This is a genomic window from Pseudomonas sp. MDT2-39-1 (assembly GCF_054898085.1).
In genome coordinates this window covers 3459373-3476364 of sequence record NZ_CM142716.1, presented here as the reverse complement: position 1 = coordinate 3476364, position 16992 = coordinate 3459373, and the positions used below count along the sequence as shown (strand labels likewise).

Annotated in this window: 15 protein-coding genes; 12 read left to right on the top strand and 3 right to left on the bottom strand. The window is 59.5% G+C overall.

Translation table 11 applies throughout. The features are described from left to right. Positions 1 to 9 precede the first annotated feature (9 nt). From tauB to tauD, 3 genes are all read left to right on the top strand, one after another. Positions 10 to 804, top strand: coding sequence for a taurine ABC transporter ATP-binding subunit (tauB, locus tag ACYZTM_RS16515; protein ID WP_461983500.1), 795 nt, complete (start codon positions 10 to 12; stop codon positions 802 to 804). Beyond that, positions 801 to 1640, top strand: a complete 840-nt coding sequence (tauC, locus tag ACYZTM_RS16510; RefSeq protein WP_131060560.1) for a taurine ABC transporter permease TauC — start codon at positions 801 to 803, stop codon at positions 1638 to 1640. Before tauB ends, tauC begins: the two co-directional genes overlap by 4 nt. Before the next feature lie 143 nt (positions 1641 to 1783). Next, a complete protein-coding gene (tauD, locus tag ACYZTM_RS16505) occupies positions 1784 to 2626 on the top strand; it encodes a taurine dioxygenase (protein ID WP_461983497.1) in 843 nt (280 codons plus the stop codon). Between the two features lie 145 nt (positions 2627 to 2771). Here the strand turns inward: tauD and mgrA are convergent, their stop codons facing one another. Next, positions 2772 to 3809, bottom strand: coding sequence for an L-glyceraldehyde 3-phosphate reductase (mgrA, locus tag ACYZTM_RS16500; protein ID WP_461983495.1), 1038 nt, complete (start codon positions 3807 to 3809; stop codon positions 2772 to 2774). Positions 3810 to 4033: 224 nt separating this feature from the next. Here mgrA and ACYZTM_RS16495 point away from each other — a divergent pair, with 224 nt between their 5' ends. Beyond that, a complete protein-coding gene (locus ACYZTM_RS16495) occupies positions 4034 to 4294 on the top strand; it encodes a hypothetical protein (protein ID WP_131060557.1) in 261 nt (86 codons plus the stop codon). Between the two features lie 27 nt (positions 4295 to 4321). Here the strand turns inward: ACYZTM_RS16495 and betT are convergent, their stop codons facing one another. After that, a complete protein-coding gene (betT, locus tag ACYZTM_RS16490) occupies positions 4322 to 6277 on the bottom strand; it encodes a choline transporter BetT (RefSeq protein WP_165557453.1) in 1956 nt (651 codons plus the stop codon). Positions 6278 to 6702: 425 nt separating this feature from the next. Beyond that, entirely contained in the window at positions 6703 to 7629 is a 927-nt protein-coding gene (gene epsC, locus ACYZTM_RS16485) for a serine O-acetyltransferase EpsC (protein ID WP_131060555.1), read from the bottom strand. 194 nt (positions 7630 to 7823) lie between these two features. Here epsC and ACYZTM_RS16480 point away from each other — a divergent pair, with 194 nt between their 5' ends. The 8 genes from ACYZTM_RS16480 to ACYZTM_RS16445 all read left to right on the top strand — a co-directional run bounded on the left by ACYZTM_RS16480 (position 7824) and on the right by ACYZTM_RS16445 (position 16871). Beyond that, a complete protein-coding gene (locus ACYZTM_RS16480; RefSeq protein ID WP_131060554.1) occupies positions 7824 to 8816 on the top strand; it encodes a D-cysteine desulfhydrase in 993 nt (330 codons plus the stop codon). A 331-nt stretch (positions 8817 to 9147) separates the two neighbouring features. Next, positions 9148 to 9942 carry a cystine ABC transporter substrate-binding protein gene (tcyJ, locus tag ACYZTM_RS16475; protein ID WP_461983493.1) on the top strand — a complete coding sequence of 265 codons (795 nt, stop codon included), beginning with the start codon at positions 9148 to 9150 and terminating at the stop codon, positions 9940 to 9942. Then, on the top strand, positions 9942 to 10607 hold the full coding sequence (gene tcyL, locus ACYZTM_RS16470; protein WP_084318303.1) for a cystine ABC transporter permease: 666 nt from the start codon (positions 9942 to 9944) through the stop codon (positions 10605 to 10607). The genes tcyJ and tcyL overlap by 1 nt, the downstream gene beginning before the upstream one ends. Before the next feature lie 4 nt (positions 10608 to 10611). Further along, a complete protein-coding gene (gene tcyN, locus ACYZTM_RS16465; RefSeq protein ID WP_131060552.1) occupies positions 10612 to 11367 on the top strand; it encodes an L-cystine ABC transporter ATP-binding protein TcyN in 756 nt (251 codons plus the stop codon). A gap of 490 nt (positions 11368 to 11857) precedes the next feature. After that, positions 11858 to 12622, top strand: coding sequence for a hypothetical protein (locus ACYZTM_RS16460; protein WP_461983490.1), 765 nt, complete (start codon positions 11858 to 11860; stop codon positions 12620 to 12622). A gap of 405 nt (positions 12623 to 13027) precedes the next feature. Beyond that, positions 13028 to 14269, top strand: a complete 1242-nt coding sequence (locus ACYZTM_RS16455) for an SfnB family sulfur acquisition oxidoreductase (RefSeq protein ID WP_461983488.1) — start codon at positions 13028 to 13030, stop codon at positions 14267 to 14269. 38 nt (positions 14270 to 14307) lie between these two features. Beyond that, positions 14308 to 15513: an SfnB family sulfur acquisition oxidoreductase gene (locus tag ACYZTM_RS16450; protein WP_131060549.1), complete on the top strand. Its 1206-nt coding sequence runs from the start codon at positions 14308 to 14310 to the stop codon at positions 15511 to 15513. Continuing rightward, positions 15513 to 16871, top strand: a complete 1359-nt coding sequence (locus ACYZTM_RS16445) for an LLM class flavin-dependent oxidoreductase (RefSeq protein WP_461983485.1) — start codon at positions 15513 to 15515, stop codon at positions 16869 to 16871. The genes ACYZTM_RS16450 and ACYZTM_RS16445 overlap by 1 nt, the downstream gene beginning before the upstream one ends. Positions 16872 to 16992 lie beyond the last annotated feature (121 nt).

Below are 16992 nucleotides of genomic sequence, written 5' to 3'. Positions count from 1 at the left end.
TTAACTGCGATGGCTTTGCTACAGCTGGAGCGCATCAGCGCACAGTACCCCGGCAGTCCGGAACCGGTACTGACGGATATTTCCCTGAGCCTTGGGCCCCAGCAGTTGCTGGTGGCCCTCGGCCCGTCCGGCAGTGGCAAGACTTCGCTGTTGAACCTGATTGCCGGTTTCGTCGAGCCCAGCGCCGGGCGCATCACCCTTGACGGCGTGCCGGTCAAAGGCCCGAGCGCCGAACGCGGCGTGGTGTTCCAGGACGACGCCTTGCTGCCTTGGCAGGACGTGTTGGCCAACGTCGGGTTCGGTCTGGAACTGGCCGGTGTGTCCCGGGACAAACGCGAAATCCGTGCTCGGGAAATGCTCGCGCTGGTGGACCTTTCAGGTTTTGAAAATCGCCGAATCTGGCAGCTCTCGGGCGGCCAGAAGCAGCGTGTCGGTCTGGCCCGCGCCCTGGCAGCCGACCCTCGGGTTTTGCTGATGGACGAACCCTTCGGCGCCCTCGATGCTTTCACCCGTGAACAAATGCAGGAGCTGCTGCTGCAAGTCTGGCAGCGCACCGCCAAGCCGGTATTTCTGATTACCCATGACATTGAAGAAGCGGTGTTCCTCGCCACTGACCTGATTCTGTTGGCGCCAAACCCTGGGCAAATCGTCGAGCGCCTGAGCCTGGATTTCGGTCAGCGTTACGCCGCTGGTGAGTCGGCACGCTCGATCAAGTCCGACCCGCGCTTTATCGAAACCCGCGAACACGTGCTCGCGAAAGTGTTCTCCCAACGCAGCACCGCCCAGCGGCAGGAGCGCGCATGAGCAGCTATGAAATTCCGGCCGCGACGGTAAAAACCAACGGCCAATCGGTGGTCATTCCGGTACGTCGCAGCCTCAGCACTCGGTGGATCAGCGTGCTGACGTTGGTCGCGCTCGTGGTCGTTTGGTGGGCCGTCACCGCCACGGGGATGATCGAACCGCTGTTCCTGCCACCACCCTCCGCCGTGCTGCAAAAAGGCTGGCTGCTGGCGACCACCGGCTACATGGATTCGACCTTGTGGCAGCACTTGGGCGCGAGTCTCAGCCGAATCGGTTTGGGTCTGGGTTTCGCGGTGCTGACCGCCGTGCCGGTCGGCATCGCCATCGGCCACAACCGCATCGCTCGCGGCATTCTCGATCCGCTGATCGAGTTTTACCGCCCTATCCCTCCATTGGCTTATCTGCCGCTGATCGTGATTTGGTGCGGCATCGGTGAGCTGTCGAAAGTTTTGCTGATCTACCTCGCGATCTTCGCCCCGATTGCCATCGCTACCGCCACCGGTGTGCGCACGGTCGACCCGGCCAAATTGCGCGCGGCGCAATCGTTAGGTGCAACCCGGGCGCAGTTGATTCGCCACGTGATTCTGCCCAGCGCCTTGCCGGACATTTTGACCGGTGTGCGCATTGGCTTGGGTGTGGGTTGGTCGACGCTGGTCGCCGCCGAATTGATCGCCGCCACCAGCGGGCTGGGCTTCATGGTGCAGTCGGCCGCGCAGTTCCTGGTCACCGATGTGGTGGTGCTGGGGATTCTGGTGATCGCGTTGATCGCCTTCGCCATGGAGATGGGCTTGCGCGCCCTGCAACGTAAATTGGTGCCGTGGCATGGCCAGGCTCACTAAACATTTTTAATGTGGGAGCGGCGGTGAGACGATTCGACTTGCTCGCGAATGCAATCTGTCAGTCGATATCCATGTGACTGATACACCGCTTTCGCGAGCAAGCCCGCTCCCACAGTCGGCGCCCCGGATTGAAGAGAAAGACCATGAGCATCCTGACAATCGTCCCCCTTAGCTCGGCCCTCGGCGCGCAAATCAGCGGCGTCGACATCAGCCAGCCGCTGAACCTGGAACATCGCGACGCCATCGAGCAGGCATTGCTCAAGTATCAGGTGCTGTTCTTCCGCGAGCAGCCAATCGAGCCACAGCAACAAGCGCGATTCGCCGCCAATTTCGGCGACCTGCATATTCACCCGATCTACCCGAATGTGCCGGAACAGCCCGAAGTGCTGATCCTCGACACCGCCGTCACCGACGTGCGCGACAACGCCATCTGGCACACCGACGTGACCTTCCTGCCGACCCCGGCCATGGGCGCAGTACTCAGCGCCAAGCTGCTGCCGGAGTTCGGTGGCGACACACTGTGGGCCAGCGGCATCGCGGCGTATGAAGCGTTGTCCACGCCGATGAAAACCTTGCTCGAAGGGTTGACGGCTACCCACGACTTCACCCGCTCGTTTCCGCTGGAACGTTATGGCAACACGCCTGAAGCGTTGGCCCAGTGGGAAGAGGCGCGCAGGAAGAATCCGCCGTTGTCACACCCGGTGATCCGCACACACCCCGTGAGCGGGCGCCGCTCATTGTTCGTCAATGAAGGCTTCACGTCGAAGATCAATGAGCTGTCGGAGACCGAAAGCGAAGTGATTCTGAAGTTGTTGTTTGCTCATGCGACGCGACCGGAATTTACCATTCGCTGGTGTTGGCAGAAGGATGACGTGGCGTTCTGGGATAACCGCGTGACACAGCATTACGCCGTGGATGATTACCGGCCGGCGCGGCGGGTGATGCAACGGGCGACGGTGCTGGGGGATGTGCCTTTCTTTCGGTGATCCGCGGATTTTATGCTGAATGACAGGGCCCCTTCGCGAGCAGGCTCGCTCCCACAGGGTCTGTGCCTGACGCAAATCCACTGTGGGAGCGAGCCTTGCTCGCGAAGAGGCCGGAACAGGCGCCGGAAGACCCGGCGCCGAGCGCTTATTCAGCCGTCGAAGGTTTCTCCCAAAGATTGACCCCACCCTCTTGGGCAAACCGGTCAATCTCCGCCAATTCCTCCGCGCTAAAGCTCAAATTCTTCAACGCCCCGACGTTCTCGACAATCTGCTCCGGACGGCTCGCACCGATCAATGCCGAAGTCACCCGCGGATCGCGCAACGTCCAGGCCAATGCCAGCTGCGCCAGACTCTGACCGCGACGCTTGGCGATCTCATTCAGCGCACGCACATGAGCGATGTTGGCTTCGGACAGGTGCGATGTCTGCAACGAACCACCGCCCGGACGATTGACCCGCGCATCCGCCGGCACACCGTTGAGGTACTTGTCAGTCAACAAACCCTGAGCCAGCGGCGTGAACGCAATCACACCCGTACCGAGTTCGTCCGTCGTATCGAGCAGGTCTTTTTCCACCCAACGATTGAGCAGGTTGTAAGCCGGTTGGTGAATCAGCAACGGGACTTTCCACTCTTTCAACAACGCAGCCATTTCACGGGTTTTAACCCCCGAGTAGGACGAGATGCCGATGTACAGCGCCTTGCCCTGTTGCACGGCGGTGGCCAGTGCGCTGGCGGTTTCTTCCAGCGGCGTGTCCGGGTCGAAGCGATGGGAGTAGAAGATGTCCACGTAGTCCAGACCCAGGCGTTGCAGGCTTTGATCAAGGCTGGCCAGCACGTATTTGCGCGAACCGCCGCCCTGTCCATAAGGGCCGGCCCACATGTCCCAACCGGCCTTGCTCGAGATAATCAGCTCGTCGCGATGCTGCTTGAAGTCTTCGCGCAGCAAACGACCGAAATTGATCTCGGCGCTACCGTACGGAGGGCCGTAGTTGTTGGCCAGGTCGAAATGATTGATGCCCAGATCAAACGCGGTGCGCAGCAATGAACGCTGGGTGTCGATCGGCGTGCTGTCGCCAAAGTTGTGCCACAGGCCCAGAGACAGTGCCGGCAGCACCAGCCCGCTTCGCCCCACGCGGCGGTAAGGGATGGAGTCATAGCGGTTTTCGGCAGCGGTGTAGGTCATCGAATCCTCTCTTGTCTGTTTTGAATGTGGTATCGACTGCTTCGCAAGTTGCCCAGCATACGCCCAGACAAACGCCGATAAACCTCTGACTCGAGAAAATGCTGAAACGTTTCATAGATGATCGTTCCCATGCTCTGGTCAATGGCGGGCTGTTTTAACTAAGCTCACACTGACACCGCAGTGCCGACTCAAAGGCAACACACACCTGAAGGGCGGAACACACCATGCACACCACCATCATCATCACCTTCGGCCTGATCCTGCTGGCGCTGATGCTGTTTATCGGCGAGAAAATCGGTTTCAGCCGCCAGACCCTGACCTACAGCTTTGTCATGCTGTGGTTCGCGCTGACGTTGATCAACGGTGCAGTCGGCATGGTCAGTGCTGGCCAGCCCTTTAGCACGGAGCTGGTAGTCGGCAGCGCCGTATTCGGCGTGCCGGTGGCGGCGATGGTGCTGTTCATGGTGTTGAGCGCCGAGACCTGAAAAGGGCCCGGCGCCACCGGTTCTCGATCAACGCACTAAATGCAAAAACTGCAAATGCCGTTCGTACTGATCAAGGATGTCGTTGATGATCTGCTCCTTGGTGTAACCCACCAGATCGTAGTCCTGACTGCCCTCGCTCAAATGCACTTCTGCCCGGTAGTAACGACGGTTGTTGAGTTCCTTGGAACCCATGCCGCCACGGGCAAACGATGGCGTGAAGTAGCCACGCATCTGCACCTGATAGATAAACGGATGCTCCTCGCCGTGACCGATTTCCAGGCTGACGTTGTCGTTGGCCGGATCCGGCTGAGTGACCACGTTCAAACCCTTTTCGACGAACACCGCCGAGACTTCTTCAATCGCCGGGCGCACCGTCGTATCGAGGAAGCGATAAACCTCATCGCGAGACGGGAAATGCACGGCCTGGGTCAAGCGTTGACGCCAGCCGCCACGCCGCGAGCCGGACACCGGCGCCAGGGAATGCAGCTGCGCGATCTGCTTCTGCGACTCCAGATAGAACGCCTTGTGCAGCCCCCACATCATCAGCAGCAAGATCAGCGAGAACGGCAACGAGGTCAGCACCACCGCTGATTTCAGCGCATCAATGCTGCCGGAGAACAGCAGCGCACTGGTCACCAGCGCCGTCATCGCACCCCAGAACACTCGCAGCCATTTCGGCCCGTCTTCATCCGGATTACCGCCCTTGGCGGACAGCGTCGACAGCACCACGGTGCCGGAGTCGGCCGATGTGACGAAGAACACGAAGCTGATGAACACCGTCACCGCGATGACCGTTTTGCTCCACGGATAGGTTTCCAGCAGCAGGTAGAGGGTCATCGACGGGTTGTCGATGGCCGACATGCCGAGCGCGCTCATGCCGTGGTTGAGCACCTGGTCGATGGCGCTGTTGCCGAAGATCGACATCCACGCCAGGGTGAAGCCGAGCGGAATCAACAGCACGCCGAAGACGAATTCGCGGATGGTCCGGCCACGGGAAATCCGTGCGATGAACAGGCCCACGAACGGCGACCATGCAATCCACCAGGCCCAATAAAACACGGTCCAGCCGCCCAGCCAGTCGCTGGGTTTGTCGTAGGCGTACAGGTCGAAACTCTTCATCGGCAAGGCGCCGAGGTAGTCGCCGATGTTCTGGATCAAGGTGTTGAGCAAGTGCTGCGTGGGCCCGGCAAACAACACAAACAGCAGCAGCGCACAGGCCAGCAGCATGTTGATGTCGGACATCACGCGCACGCCCTTGTCGACGCCGGACACCGCCACGAGGATCGCCGCGCCCATCATCAGCGTGATCAGCCCGACCTGAATCCACTGGGTGTGAGCGATGCCGAACAGGTAGTCCAGACCCGAGTTGAGGTGCAACACGCCAAAGCCCATGTCGGCGCCGAGGCCGAACACCGTGGCGATGATGCCAAAGCCGTCCACCGCGTAACCGATCGGGCCGTTGATGCGCTTGCCAATCAGCGGATAGAGCGCCGAGCGCAAGGCCAGCGGCAGGTTGTGACGGTAGGCGAAATAGGCCAGGGCCATGCCGACGAAAGCGAACACCCCCCAGCCGTGCAGGCCCCAGTGCAGAAACAGAATCTGCATCGCCTGACGCGCCGCATCTGCCGTGCCGGCTTCGCCTTGAGGCGGTTGCGCCAAGTGGGTCAGCGGTTCGGACACGCAAAAGAAGAACAGCGTGATGCTGATCCCGGCGGCGAACAGCATGCCGGCCCAGGACAGGTAACTGAATTCGGGCTCGTCGTGGTCGGCACCGAGCTTGATCTTGCCGTAGCCGGACAAGGCGGTGACCACCACGAAGACCAGGTACAAGGTCATCGCGAGCATGTAATACCAGCCGACCGTGTTGGCCGCCCAGTTTTGCGCTTCCAGCAGCCAGGCACCGGCCTGTTCAGGCATGGCGATGACGACGATGCCGAACAGCAAAATAAACGTCGCCGAGAAGTAAAACACCGGCGGATTCATGCGGACCTGGCCGCTTGGAGGGAGGGACGATGCACTCATGAAAGGTGCACCTCGAAAGGGTGAAACAGGTCAATCAATAACGGACTCGGCAAGGCAAGCCTCCTGTTGTGAACGGGCAGCAAACCGGCGGTTTAACTTGAATGAGCGTTCAAGTTAAACATGAATAGGGTGCTAAGGACTAATCGCAGGGCTCGGCGGTCACTTTCCTACGCTAGCTCAAGGATGGGTATGACGGGGGATTTGGAGGATTCGTTCAGAGGGAAATTATCTAAATGCCAGTATTTGGGTTCGGCTTAAAACCATTCGCGGGCAAGCCTCGCTCCTACAGGTTTTGTGTCGTTCACAAAATTGTCGTTCGACACAGACCCTGTAGGAGCGAGGCTTGCCCGCGAAGAGGCCGGGTCAATCAGCCGAGATTTCAGGGCTTACTTCTGCGTCCCATCATCATGCTGCAAATTCGCCTGCGTCAGGTTGCACCCGGCCGGCACGCTGCGGGTCAGCCAGACGTTGCCGCCAATGGTCGATCCCTTGCCGATGGTGATCCGCCCCAAAATCGTCGCGCCGGCATAGATCACCACATCATCCTCAACAATCGGATGCCGTGGATGGCCCTTCTGCAACTGGCCGTCCTCATCCGACGGGAAGCGCTTGGCGCCCAGCGTCACGGCCTGATAAATCCGCACGCGTTCACCAATGATCGCCGTCTCGCCGATCACCACACCGGTCCCGTGATCAATGAAGAAGCTGCGACCGATCTGCGCGCCTGGATGAATGTCGATACCGGTGGCCGAGTGGGCGATTTCCGCGCTGATCCGTGCCAACAGCGGCAGCCCCGCGCGGTACAAATGGTGTGCCAGACGATGGTGGATCACCGCCAGAATGCCCGGATAGCAGAGCAACACTTCATCGACGCTACGGGCCGCCGGGTCGCCGTGATAGGCCGCCAGCACATCGGTGTCCAGCAAGCTGCGCAGCCCCGGCAATGCGAGGGCGAAGTCCTGAATGATCGAAATGGTCTTGGCCTCGACTTCGGTGTCGGCCTCGGCACTGTGGCGAGCGGCGTAACGCAGTTCGAGTCGCGCCTGCGCCAGCAACGCATTCAAGGCGACGTCCAGCGTGTGGCCGACGTAGAAGTCTTCACTCTCCTCACGCAAATCCACCGGTCCCAGACGCATCGGGAACAGGGCACCGCACAGCGCTTCAAGAATCTCCGCCATGGCTGCCCGCGAAGGCAACTCGCGACCGCCCTGCTCGCCGCTGGCACGGCCGTTTTGTGCGCGCCACTGGTCGCGCGCTGTACGCAGTTGGCTGACGATGGTCTGCAATTGCCAATGGCTTGAACGTTCGCTCACGGTAAAAACTCCTCACGGGCGGGCGGCCGGACTGCCTGGCCACGCTGACGGCGATTACTTTACGGCAAGGTCTTGAAGCCGAATTAAGAACCAATTGTGCTGTGTTCTTCACTTTCGGATATAAGCGATTGGCGGTTGCCCACGCATATTGGCGTGCCTATAGTCCTGACATCTTCCTTGGCCAGTACGGACCCATGATCAAACAACAGCTTGCCCGCTTTAACCGCCTCGACCTTCTCGGCCACCCTACCGCACTTGAAAAACTCGAACGCCTGTCGACCTGGCTCGGCCGCGATGTGTACGTCAAACGCGATGACCTGACACCGCTGGCCATGGGCGGCAACAAGCTGCGCAAACTTGAATACCTGGCGGCCGATGCCTTGGCACAGGGCGCCGACACGTTGATCACCGCTGGCGCGCTTCAGTCCAACCACGTGCGTCAGACCGCCGCCATTGCAGCCAAACTTGGCCTGGGTTGCATAGCGCTGCTGGAAAACCCGCTGGGCACCGACGACCCCAACTATCTCGGCAACGGCAATCGGCTGTTGCTCGACCTGTTCGATGCCAAGGTCGAGCTGGTGGAAAACCTCGACAACGCCGACGAGCAACTGCAAGCCTTGGCCGATCGTCTACGCAACAACGGCAAGAAACCGTACCTGGTGCCAATTGGTGGCTCCAACGCACTGGGCGCCTTGGGTTATGTGCGCGCCGGTTTGGAACTGGCCGAACAGATCAAGGACACCGGCCTGGAATTTGCCGCCGTGGTTCTGGCCTCGGGCAGTGCCGGCACCCACAGTGGTCTGGCGCTGGCACTGAGTGAAGTACTGCCGGATTTGCCAGTGATTGGTGTCACGGTTTCCCGTAGCGATGAAGATCAGCGCCCGAAAGTCCAGGGCCTGGCCGAGCGCACGGCCGAGTTGCTGGGCGTGAGCCTGCCGGCGAGTTTCAAGATCGAACTGTGGGACGAGTATTTCGGTCCACGCTACGGCGAGCCGAATGCCGGGACGCTCGCGGCGGTGAAGCTGCTGGCGGGTCAGGAAGGTTTGTTGCTGGATCCTGTGTACACCGGCAAGGCCATGGCCGGGTTGCTCGACGGCATCGGTCGTCAGCGCTTCAATGACGGCCCGATCATCTTCCTGCACACCGGTGGGGCGCCGGCGTTGTTTGCCTACAAAGAATTCCTGTAGTGATCAGCGATCGTTCCCACGCTCTGCGCTCATCGTTCTACATAACTCTGTTTTCAAGTATTTTGGAAACTCGGAAAAATGGAGAGCGATGAGCGCAGAGCGTGGGAACGATCTCGAACACGAGATCGCGTGAATCTAATATGCAAATAAAGAATAACAAACTGAATATTTATTATTTTCCTATCTAAAGGCGCCATCATATAGTCACGCCGCAGGCGAATTTGCAGCGAGACGCATACGCTGCTTTAGGGCAGGATATTGCAGTCGTCCAAATCCCGATTTTGCCAACATTCCTAAAAAGCGTCTTCATAAGAAAACACAGGGGCTTGTCATGAATTTTTCCGCACTACGTCGAAATCTGCTGGTCGGTTCGCTGGGCCTGGCACTGAGCGCCGGTCTGCTGGGGCAAGCGGTTGCTGGTGAGCAGCTGCAAAAAATCAAAGACGCGGGCGTGATCAACGTCGGTCTGGAAGGCACTTACCCACCGTTCAGTTTCGTCGATGCCGACGGCAAACTGGCCGGTTTCGAAGTCGAGTTCTCCGAAGCCCTGGCCAAAGAGCTGGGTGTGAAGGTCAAACTGCAACCGACCAAATGGGACGGCATCCTCGCGGCGCTGGAATCCAGACGTCTGGACGCGGTGATCAACCAGGTCACCATCTCCGAAGAGCGCAAGAAGAAGTATGACTTCTCCGAGCCGTACACTGTTTCCGGGATTCAGGCGCTGGTTCTGACCAAGAACAAAGACACCATCAAGACCGCCGCCGATCTGGACGGCAAGAAAGTCGGTGTAGGCTTGGGCACCAACTACGAACAATGGCTCAAGGACAATCAGCCGAAAGCCATTATCAAGACCTATGACGATGATCCGACCAAGTTCCAGGATCTGCGCGTCGGCCGCATCGACGCCATTCTGATCGACCGCCTCGCTGCACTGGAATACGCCAGGAAGGCCAAGGACACTGTCGCCGCCGGCGAAGCGTTCTCCCGTCAGGAAGCCGGTATTGCCCTGCGCAAAGGCGAGCCTGAGTTGCTGGCTGCGGTGAACAAAGCCATCGACAAGCTGCGTGCCGACGGTACGCTGAAAAAGCTTTCGGAAAAATACTTCAGCGCTGACGTCACTCAATAATGGAAGAAGCTTTCCAACTCGCACTGGACTCCCTGCCCTTCCTGCTCAAGGGGGCCTACTTCACGGTCATCTTGAGCCTGGGCGGGATGTTCTTCGGCCTCATGCTGGGCTTCGGCCTGGCACTGATGCGCCTGTCGCGCTTCAAGCTGGTGAGCTGGATCGCCCGTATCTACGTGTCGTTCTTTCGCGGCACGCCGTTGCTGGTGCAACTGTTCGTAATCTATTACGGCTTGCCGCAATTGGGCATGGAGCTCGATCCGCTGCCCGCGGCCCTGATCGGCTTCTCGCTGAACATGGCCGCTTACGCCTGTGAAATCCTGCGTTCCGCGATCAGCTCCATCGAGCGCGGTCAGTGGGAAGCTGCCGCCAGCATCGGCATGACCCGTGCGCAGACCCTGCGCCGGGCCATCATCCCGCAAGCGATGCGTACCGCATTGCCGCCGCTGGGCAACAGCTTCATTTCGCTGGTCAAAGACACTGCGCTGGCCGCCACCATCCAGGTGCCGGAGCTGTTCCGCCAGGCGCAGCTGATCACAGCACGCACCTTCGAAGTGTTCACCATGTACCTTGCCGCCGCGCTGATCTACTGGATTCTGGCCACGGTGCTCTCGCACCTGCAGAACAAGTTGGAAGAGCGGGTCAATCGGCACGATCAGGAGTCCTGACCCAATGATTGTCGTGGAAAAACTGACAAAGCAGTTCAAGGGTCAAGTAGTGCTTAACGGCATCGATCTGGAAGTGAAGGAAGGCGAGGTAGTGGCGATTATCGGGCCTAGCGGCTCGGGTAAAACCACCTTCCTGCGATGCCTGAATTTTCTGGAAGAACCCACCAGCGGCCGGATCAAGGTCGGCGACATCGAGATCGATGGCAGCCGCCCGTTGAACCAGCAGCAGAGCCTGGTGCGGCGCTTGCGTCAGCACGTCGGCTTCGTGTTCCAGAGCTTCAACCTGTTCCCCCATCGCACCGCCCTGGAAAACGTCATCGAAGGCCCGATCATCGTGAAGAAGATCCCGCACGCCGACGCCGTTGCCTTGGGTAAAAAACTCTTGGCCAGGGTTGGCCTGGCGGGCAAGGAAGACGCCTACCCGCGACGCCTTTCCGGTGGTCAGCAACAGCGTGTGGCGATTGCCCGTGCACTGGCGATGGAACCGGAAGTGATCCTGTTCGATGAACCTACCTCGGCGCTCGATCCGGAGCTAGTCGGTGAAGTGCTGGCGACCATCCGCAGCCTGGCCGAAGAGAAGCGCACCATGGTCATCGTCACCCACGAAATGGGCTTTGCCCGGGACGTGGCCAACCGTGTGGTGTTTTTCGACAAAGGTGTGATCGTCGAGCAAGGCGAAGCCAAGGCGCTGTTTGCCAACCCGAAAGAAGAGCGCACGAAGCAGTTTCTCAGCAAGTTCCTGAATAACGCCAGCCACTAATATCGCTTCATTACTTGTTAACTTCCATGGATGGAAGTGACAACTATCCCCGCTGCAAAAATCTTCCAACACTCTCTCATCGTTCATTCGAACAATGGATTATTCTCTACAGCCACGTGCGGTACATATATATGTCCTGCAACAGATTTACCTCGGCTAAAATTCGCCAAATCCAACGCCATCTTCGAGCACAGGGTCGCCGCCACCCACCTATGAAAATCGATAAATACGCGGCCAAATTCGACAGAGCGATGCGGCTTATTAACTTCAAAGCGTAGGATTTTTCTGAATAACACTGAATACACTACTTAACTAGCCGGCTCTATTGACACCTATTCAAGCGCACTCTTATCTAGTCGCCAGCAGGCGTCAGCCATCGTTCCAAGTCATTATTTAAACTTGCAAATAGTGATCAACTTTGTTGCTCGGTAATTCACGCCTTTTGATCTTTCAGAAACGGACTTCGCTGCAAGGCTTCAAGGAGAAACCCATGACAAGCATCTCGAATAAATCCGGACTTGCGGCCCCTACCCTGGCGCAATCTCACAAGACCGGCATCAATGTCACGTCGGCGGCCCATCTGCTGATCGACGTGGCGCCCTACCCCGGCATGGACGAAGGCGACCTGATCGAACTGTTCTGGGACAACTGCTACGTCGCCTCCCGCGTCCTCACGGCCGATGACGTCGGCGAAGTTGTCAGCCTGCGTGTGCCGCAAAGCTTCATCGCCAATGGCGCCTCCTGCATTCACTACCGCGTCATGCAGGTCGGACAAGGGCCGGCGCTGTCGCTCGCCACCCGGTTACAGATCAAGCTCGATTGCCCGGGCGGCCAGCCGCTGACGCTGTGCGGTCACGAAAACGAACACCTGGCACTGGTAGGCATCCCCGAAACCATTCGCCGTCAGGGGGTCAATCCGAACCAGATCAAGCGCGGCGTGCCGTTGACCATCGAGCCTTACCTGAACATGGCCGTCGACGACGAAATCACTCTGCGCTGGGGCGACATGCGCATGGACCTGCCGAAGCTCAAGGCTGGGGATATCGGCGAGCCGATTCAGGTCTGGGTGCCGCCGGCGATCATCCTCGAAGCCGGCGAAGACCTTCGGCTGGAAGTGACTTACTGCATCCTCGATCGAGTGGGCAACAACTCCGGCTGGGCACCGCCGCGCAGGTTGAAGATCGGTTGCGCCAATCCTTATCTGAAAGTGCCGATCAAAGAGGAATTGAAAGCCGCCGAACCGCGCAAGCGCTGAGATCCCATAGCAGCTGGCGAAGCCTGTGGGAGCGAGTTGTGGCGAGGGGATTTATCCCCGTTGGACTGCGAAGCAGGCCCAAGATTTTGGGGCGGCTGCGCCACCCAACGGGGATAAATCCCCTCGCCACAACTCGCTCCCACAGGGCTTCGCCAGCGACCACAAGGACAGGTGTTGCCCTACGAACGGCGGCCGACGACACCCTTCTATGCATATTCCTAAAAGTTAGTTTATTAATTTTTTATACACGCTTAGGGTATATGCACCGGACCACCGGACATTCTTGATTTTCGTTCGCCGCATCCATCGCGGCGACTCCATGAGATGTGAGGTAGGTATGGTCCGGAACACAATCACCCCAGTGCAGATCGCCAGGGCATTGCGTGCAGCCAAGGAGCGGCACTGATGTCCAGTCTGGCAGATGCAATCGTTCAGAGTGATCTGGACATCGCCCCGTTGTTGTTGCCCGCGCAAGTCTTGCGCAACGACGCACAAGCCATCAAGGCCGCCCATGAGCTGGCGCAAGTCGCCCGCCTGCAAGCAGCCAAACGTGACCGGCAGCGCAAGTTGCCGTGGTCGGAAATCGAACAGTTCACCTGTAGCGGATTAGGCAGCATTGCCATCCCGCGCGAGTACGGCGGCCCACAGGTTTCGTTCGTCACCCTCGCTGAGGTCTTCGCGATCATTTCCGCGGCGGACCCGGCACTGGGACAGATCCCGCAGAACCAGTTCGGCATCCTCAATCTGGTGCTCGGCAGCGCCACCGAGGCGCAGAAAAAGCAGCTGTTCAAAAGCGTGCTCGAAGGCTGGCGCATCGGCAATGCCGGGCCAGAACGCGGCACCAAAAACACCCTTGAACTCAAGGCACGGATCACCGCTGACGGCGACGGTTTTGTCATCAGCGGCCAGAAGTTTTACTCAACCGGCGCACTGTTCGCCCATTGGGTGGCGGTCAAAGCGCTGAACGACGACGGCAAGCAAGTGCTGGCCTTCGTCCGCCGTGGCACACCGGGCCTGCGCATCGTTGATGACTGGTCGGGCTTCGGTCAGCGCACCACCGCCAGCGGCACCATTTTGCTCAACAACGTGCGAGTCGACGCCGAGCTGGTGGTGGACAACTGGAAGATCAACGACAGCCCGAACATCCAGGGCGCCGTGTCGCAGCTGATTCAAGCGGCCATCGACGCCGGCATCGCTCGCGGCGCCATCGACGACGCCATCGAGTTCGTGAAAACCCGCGCCCGGCCGTGGATCGACGCCAAGGTCGAACGGGCCAGCGACGACCTCTACGTAATCGCCGACATCGGCAAACTGAAAATCGAGCTGCATGCCGCCGAAGCGCTGTTGCGCAAGGCCGGGCAAGTACTCGACCAGGTCAACGCCGCGCCACTCACTGCCGAGTCCGCCGCGTGCGCCTCGATTGCCGTGGCCGAAGCCAAAGTGCTGACCACCGAAATCTCGCTGCTCGCCAGCGAAAAGCTCTTCGAGCTGGCTGGCAGCCGCGCCACCCTCGCCGAATTCAACCTCGACCGCCACTGGCGCAACGCCCGCGTGCACACGCTGCACGACCCGGTGCGCTGGAAATACCACGCTGTTGGCGCTTATTACCTCAACGGCACGCTGCCCGCACGGCATTCCTGGATCTAACGACCAGAACACTTTTGACCAGATCTCTGGAGAAACACATGACTCTTTCTCACCACATCGCGGTCATAACCAGCGATGAGCAAGCCCTGATCGTCGCGACCGATCTGGCCGAAGACTTCAAACGCGACAGCGCCCTGCGCGACCGCGAACGCCGTCTGCCGCACCCGGAGCTGGAAGTGTTTTCCCGCTCGGGTCTGTGGGGCATCAGCGTGCCCAAAGAGTACGGCGGCGCTGGCGTTTCCAACGTCACCCTGGCCAAAGTGATCGCGTTGATTGCCCAGGCTGACGGCTCACTCGGACAGATCCCGCAGAACCATTTCTACGCCCTCGAAGTGCTGCGCGTGAACGGCAGCGAAGCGCAGAAAAAACGCCTGTACGCCGAAGTGCTCGCCGGCCAGCGCTTCGGTAATGCCTTGGCGGAACTGGGCACCAAAACCGCCCACGACCGCGTCACCAGCCTGACCCCCGATTTGCATGGAGAGCGCAACGGCTACCGCATCAACGGTCGCAAGTTCTACGCAACCGGCGCGATCTACGCGCAACGCATTCCGACCTCGGTCGTGGATGAAAACGGCGTGCAGCAACTGGCGTTCGTCCCCCACAACAGCAAAGGCCTGACCGTCATCGACGACTGGAGCGGTTTCGGCCAGCGCACTACCGGCAGCGGTTCGGTGGTGTTCGAAGACGTCTACGTCGCCGCCGAAGACGTCATCCCGTTTCAAAGTGCCTTCGAGCGCCCGACTCCAGTCGGCCCGTTGGCGCAGATTCTTCACGCCGCCATCGACACCGGCATCGCCCGCGCTGCTTACGAAGATGCGCTGCACTTCGTGCGCACAAAAACCCGGCCGTGGATTGACGCCACCCATGAAAAAGCCACTGACGACCCGCTGACCATCAAGAGCTTCGGCCACCTGAGCATCCGTTTGCACGCGGCTGAAGCACTGTTGGAACGCTCCGGCGAATTCCTCGACAAGGCCCAGGCCAACTCCAACGCCGAGACCGTCGCCGCCGCCTCGATTGCCGTCGCCGAAGCCCGCGCCATCAGCACCGAAATTTCCCTCGCCGCTGGCAGCACGCTGTTTGAACTGGCCGGGAGCCAGGCGACGCTGATCGAACATGGCCTGGATCGCCACTGGCGCAACGCTCGGGTGCATACGCTGCATGACCCGGTGCGCTGGAAGTATCACGCCGTCGGCAATTACTACCTCAACGATGAAAACCCTCCGTTGCGAGGGACCATCTGATGGCCAACGCCAAAAAGAAGATCCTGCTCAACGCCTTCAACATGAACTGCATCGGGCACATCAACCATGGCCTGTGGACGCATCCACGGGACACCTCCACCCAATATAAAACCATCGAATACTGGACCGAACTGGCGCAGTTGCTGGAACGCGGGTTGTTCGACGGCTTGTTCATCGCTGACATCGTCGGCGTGTACGACGTCTACCAAAACTCCGTCGACGTGCCGCTGAAAGAGTCGATCCAGCTGCCGGTCAACGACCCGCTGTTGCTGGTTTCGGCCATGGCCGCGGTGACGAAAAACCTCGGCTTCGGCCTCACCGCCAACCTGACGTACGAGCCGCCGTATCTGTTCGCCCGCCGCATGTCGACGCTCGATCACCTGAGTCGCGGCCGGGTCGGCTGGAACATCGTCACCGGCTACCTCGACAGCGCCGCCAAAGCCATGGGCCTGAGCGAACAGGTGGAACACGACCGCCGCTACGACCAGGCCGATGAATACCTCGAAGTGCTCTACAAACTCTGGGAAGGCAGCTGGGAAAACGGCGCGGTGCTGAATGACCCGCAGCAACGGATCTACGCCTTACCTGCGAAAGTGCACAAGGTCGAGCACAAGGGCGAGTTTTATCAGGTCGAGGGTTATCACCTCTGCGAGCCGTCGCCGCAGCGCACGCCGGTGCTGTTTCAGGCCGGCAGTTCCGATCGCGGTTTGCTGTTCGCCGGGCGTCATGCTGAGTGTGTATTTATCAGCGGGCAGAACAAACCGTCGACCAAGGTTCAGGTGGACAAGGTCCGCGCCAGCGCCATCGAAGCCGGGCGTAATCCCGAAGACATCAAGGTTTTCATGGGCTTGAACGTGATTGTCGGCGCCACCGAAGAACTGGCCTGGGCCAAGCATGCCGAGTACCTGAGCTATGCAAGTGCCGAGGCCGGTGTCGCGCATTTTTCGGCGTCGACCGGGATCGATTTCTCTGAATACGAGATCGACGAACCGATCCAGTACGTGAAGAGCAATGCGATCCAGTCAGCGACCAAAAACCTGCAAAACAACGACTGGACCCGGCGCAAATTGCTCGAGCAGCACGCCCTCGGCGGCCGCTACATCACGGTGGTGGGTTCGCCTGAACAAGTGGCGGATGAACTGGAATCGTGGATCGCCGAGACCGGGCTGGATGGCTTCAACCTGACACGGATTGTCACGCCGGAAAGCTATGTGGATTTCATTGAACTGGTGATTCCAGAGTTGCAGCGGCGTGGGTCGTACAAGACGGCTTATGACGACGGCAGCTTGCGAGAAAAGCTGTTTCACGGTGAAGCGTATTTGCCTGAGCAACATACCGGATCCGCGTTCCGCCGCTAAAAGCATCGCGGGCAAGCCTCGCTCCTACAGGTTCAGAGTGTACCGGTCATTTGTGAACGACCAATACCTGTAGGAGCGAGGCTTGCCCGCGAAGAGGCCCGCCCAAACACCCAAAATTTAT

Excerpts from the sequence above, each read along its gene's own strand:
- ACYZTM_RS16480 (WP_131060554.1), top strand. The coding sequence starts at position 7,824 with ATGATCAAACAACAGCTTGCCCGCTTTAACCGCCTCGACCTTCTCGGC.
- tcyN (WP_131060552.1), top strand. The coding sequence starts at position 10,612 with ATGATTGTCGTGGAAAAACTGACAAAGCAGTTCAAGGGTCAAGTAGTG.
- ACYZTM_RS16495 (WP_131060557.1), top strand. The coding sequence starts at position 4,034 with ATGCACACCACCATCATCATCACCTTCGGCCTGATCCTGCTGGCGCTG.
- ACYZTM_RS16455 (WP_461983488.1), top strand. The coding sequence starts at position 13,028 with ATGTCCAGTCTGGCAGATGCAATCGTTCAGAGTGATCTGGACATCGCC.
- tcyL (WP_084318303.1), top strand. The coding sequence starts at position 9,942 with ATGGAAGAAGCTTTCCAACTCGCACTGGACTCCCTGCCCTTCCTGCTC.
- ACYZTM_RS16445 (WP_461983485.1), top strand. The coding sequence starts at position 15,513 with ATGGCCAACGCCAAAAAGAAGATCCTGCTCAACGCCTTCAACATGAAC.
- tauB (WP_461983500.1), top strand. The coding sequence starts at position 10 with ATGGCTTTGCTACAGCTGGAGCGCATCAGCGCACAGTACCCCGGCAGT.
- mgrA (WP_461983495.1), bottom strand. The coding sequence starts at position 3,809 with ATGACCTACACCGCTGCCGAAAACCGCTATGACTCCATCCCTTACCGC.
- ACYZTM_RS16460 (WP_461983490.1), top strand. The coding sequence starts at position 11,858 with ATGACAAGCATCTCGAATAAATCCGGACTTGCGGCCCCTACCCTGGCG.
- tauC (WP_131060560.1), top strand. The coding sequence starts at position 801 with ATGAGCAGCTATGAAATTCCGGCCGCGACGGTAAAAACCAACGGCCAA.
- tcyJ (WP_461983493.1), top strand. The coding sequence starts at position 9,148 with ATGAATTTTTCCGCACTACGTCGAAATCTGCTGGTCGGTTCGCTGGGC.
- ACYZTM_RS16450 (WP_131060549.1), top strand. The coding sequence starts at position 14,308 with ATGACTCTTTCTCACCACATCGCGGTCATAACCAGCGATGAGCAAGCC.
- betT (WP_165557453.1), bottom strand. The coding sequence starts at position 6,277 with ATGAATCCGCCGGTGTTTTACTTCTCGGCGACGTTTATTTTGCTGTTC.
- tauD (WP_461983497.1), top strand. The coding sequence starts at position 1,784 with ATGAGCATCCTGACAATCGTCCCCCTTAGCTCGGCCCTCGGCGCGCAA.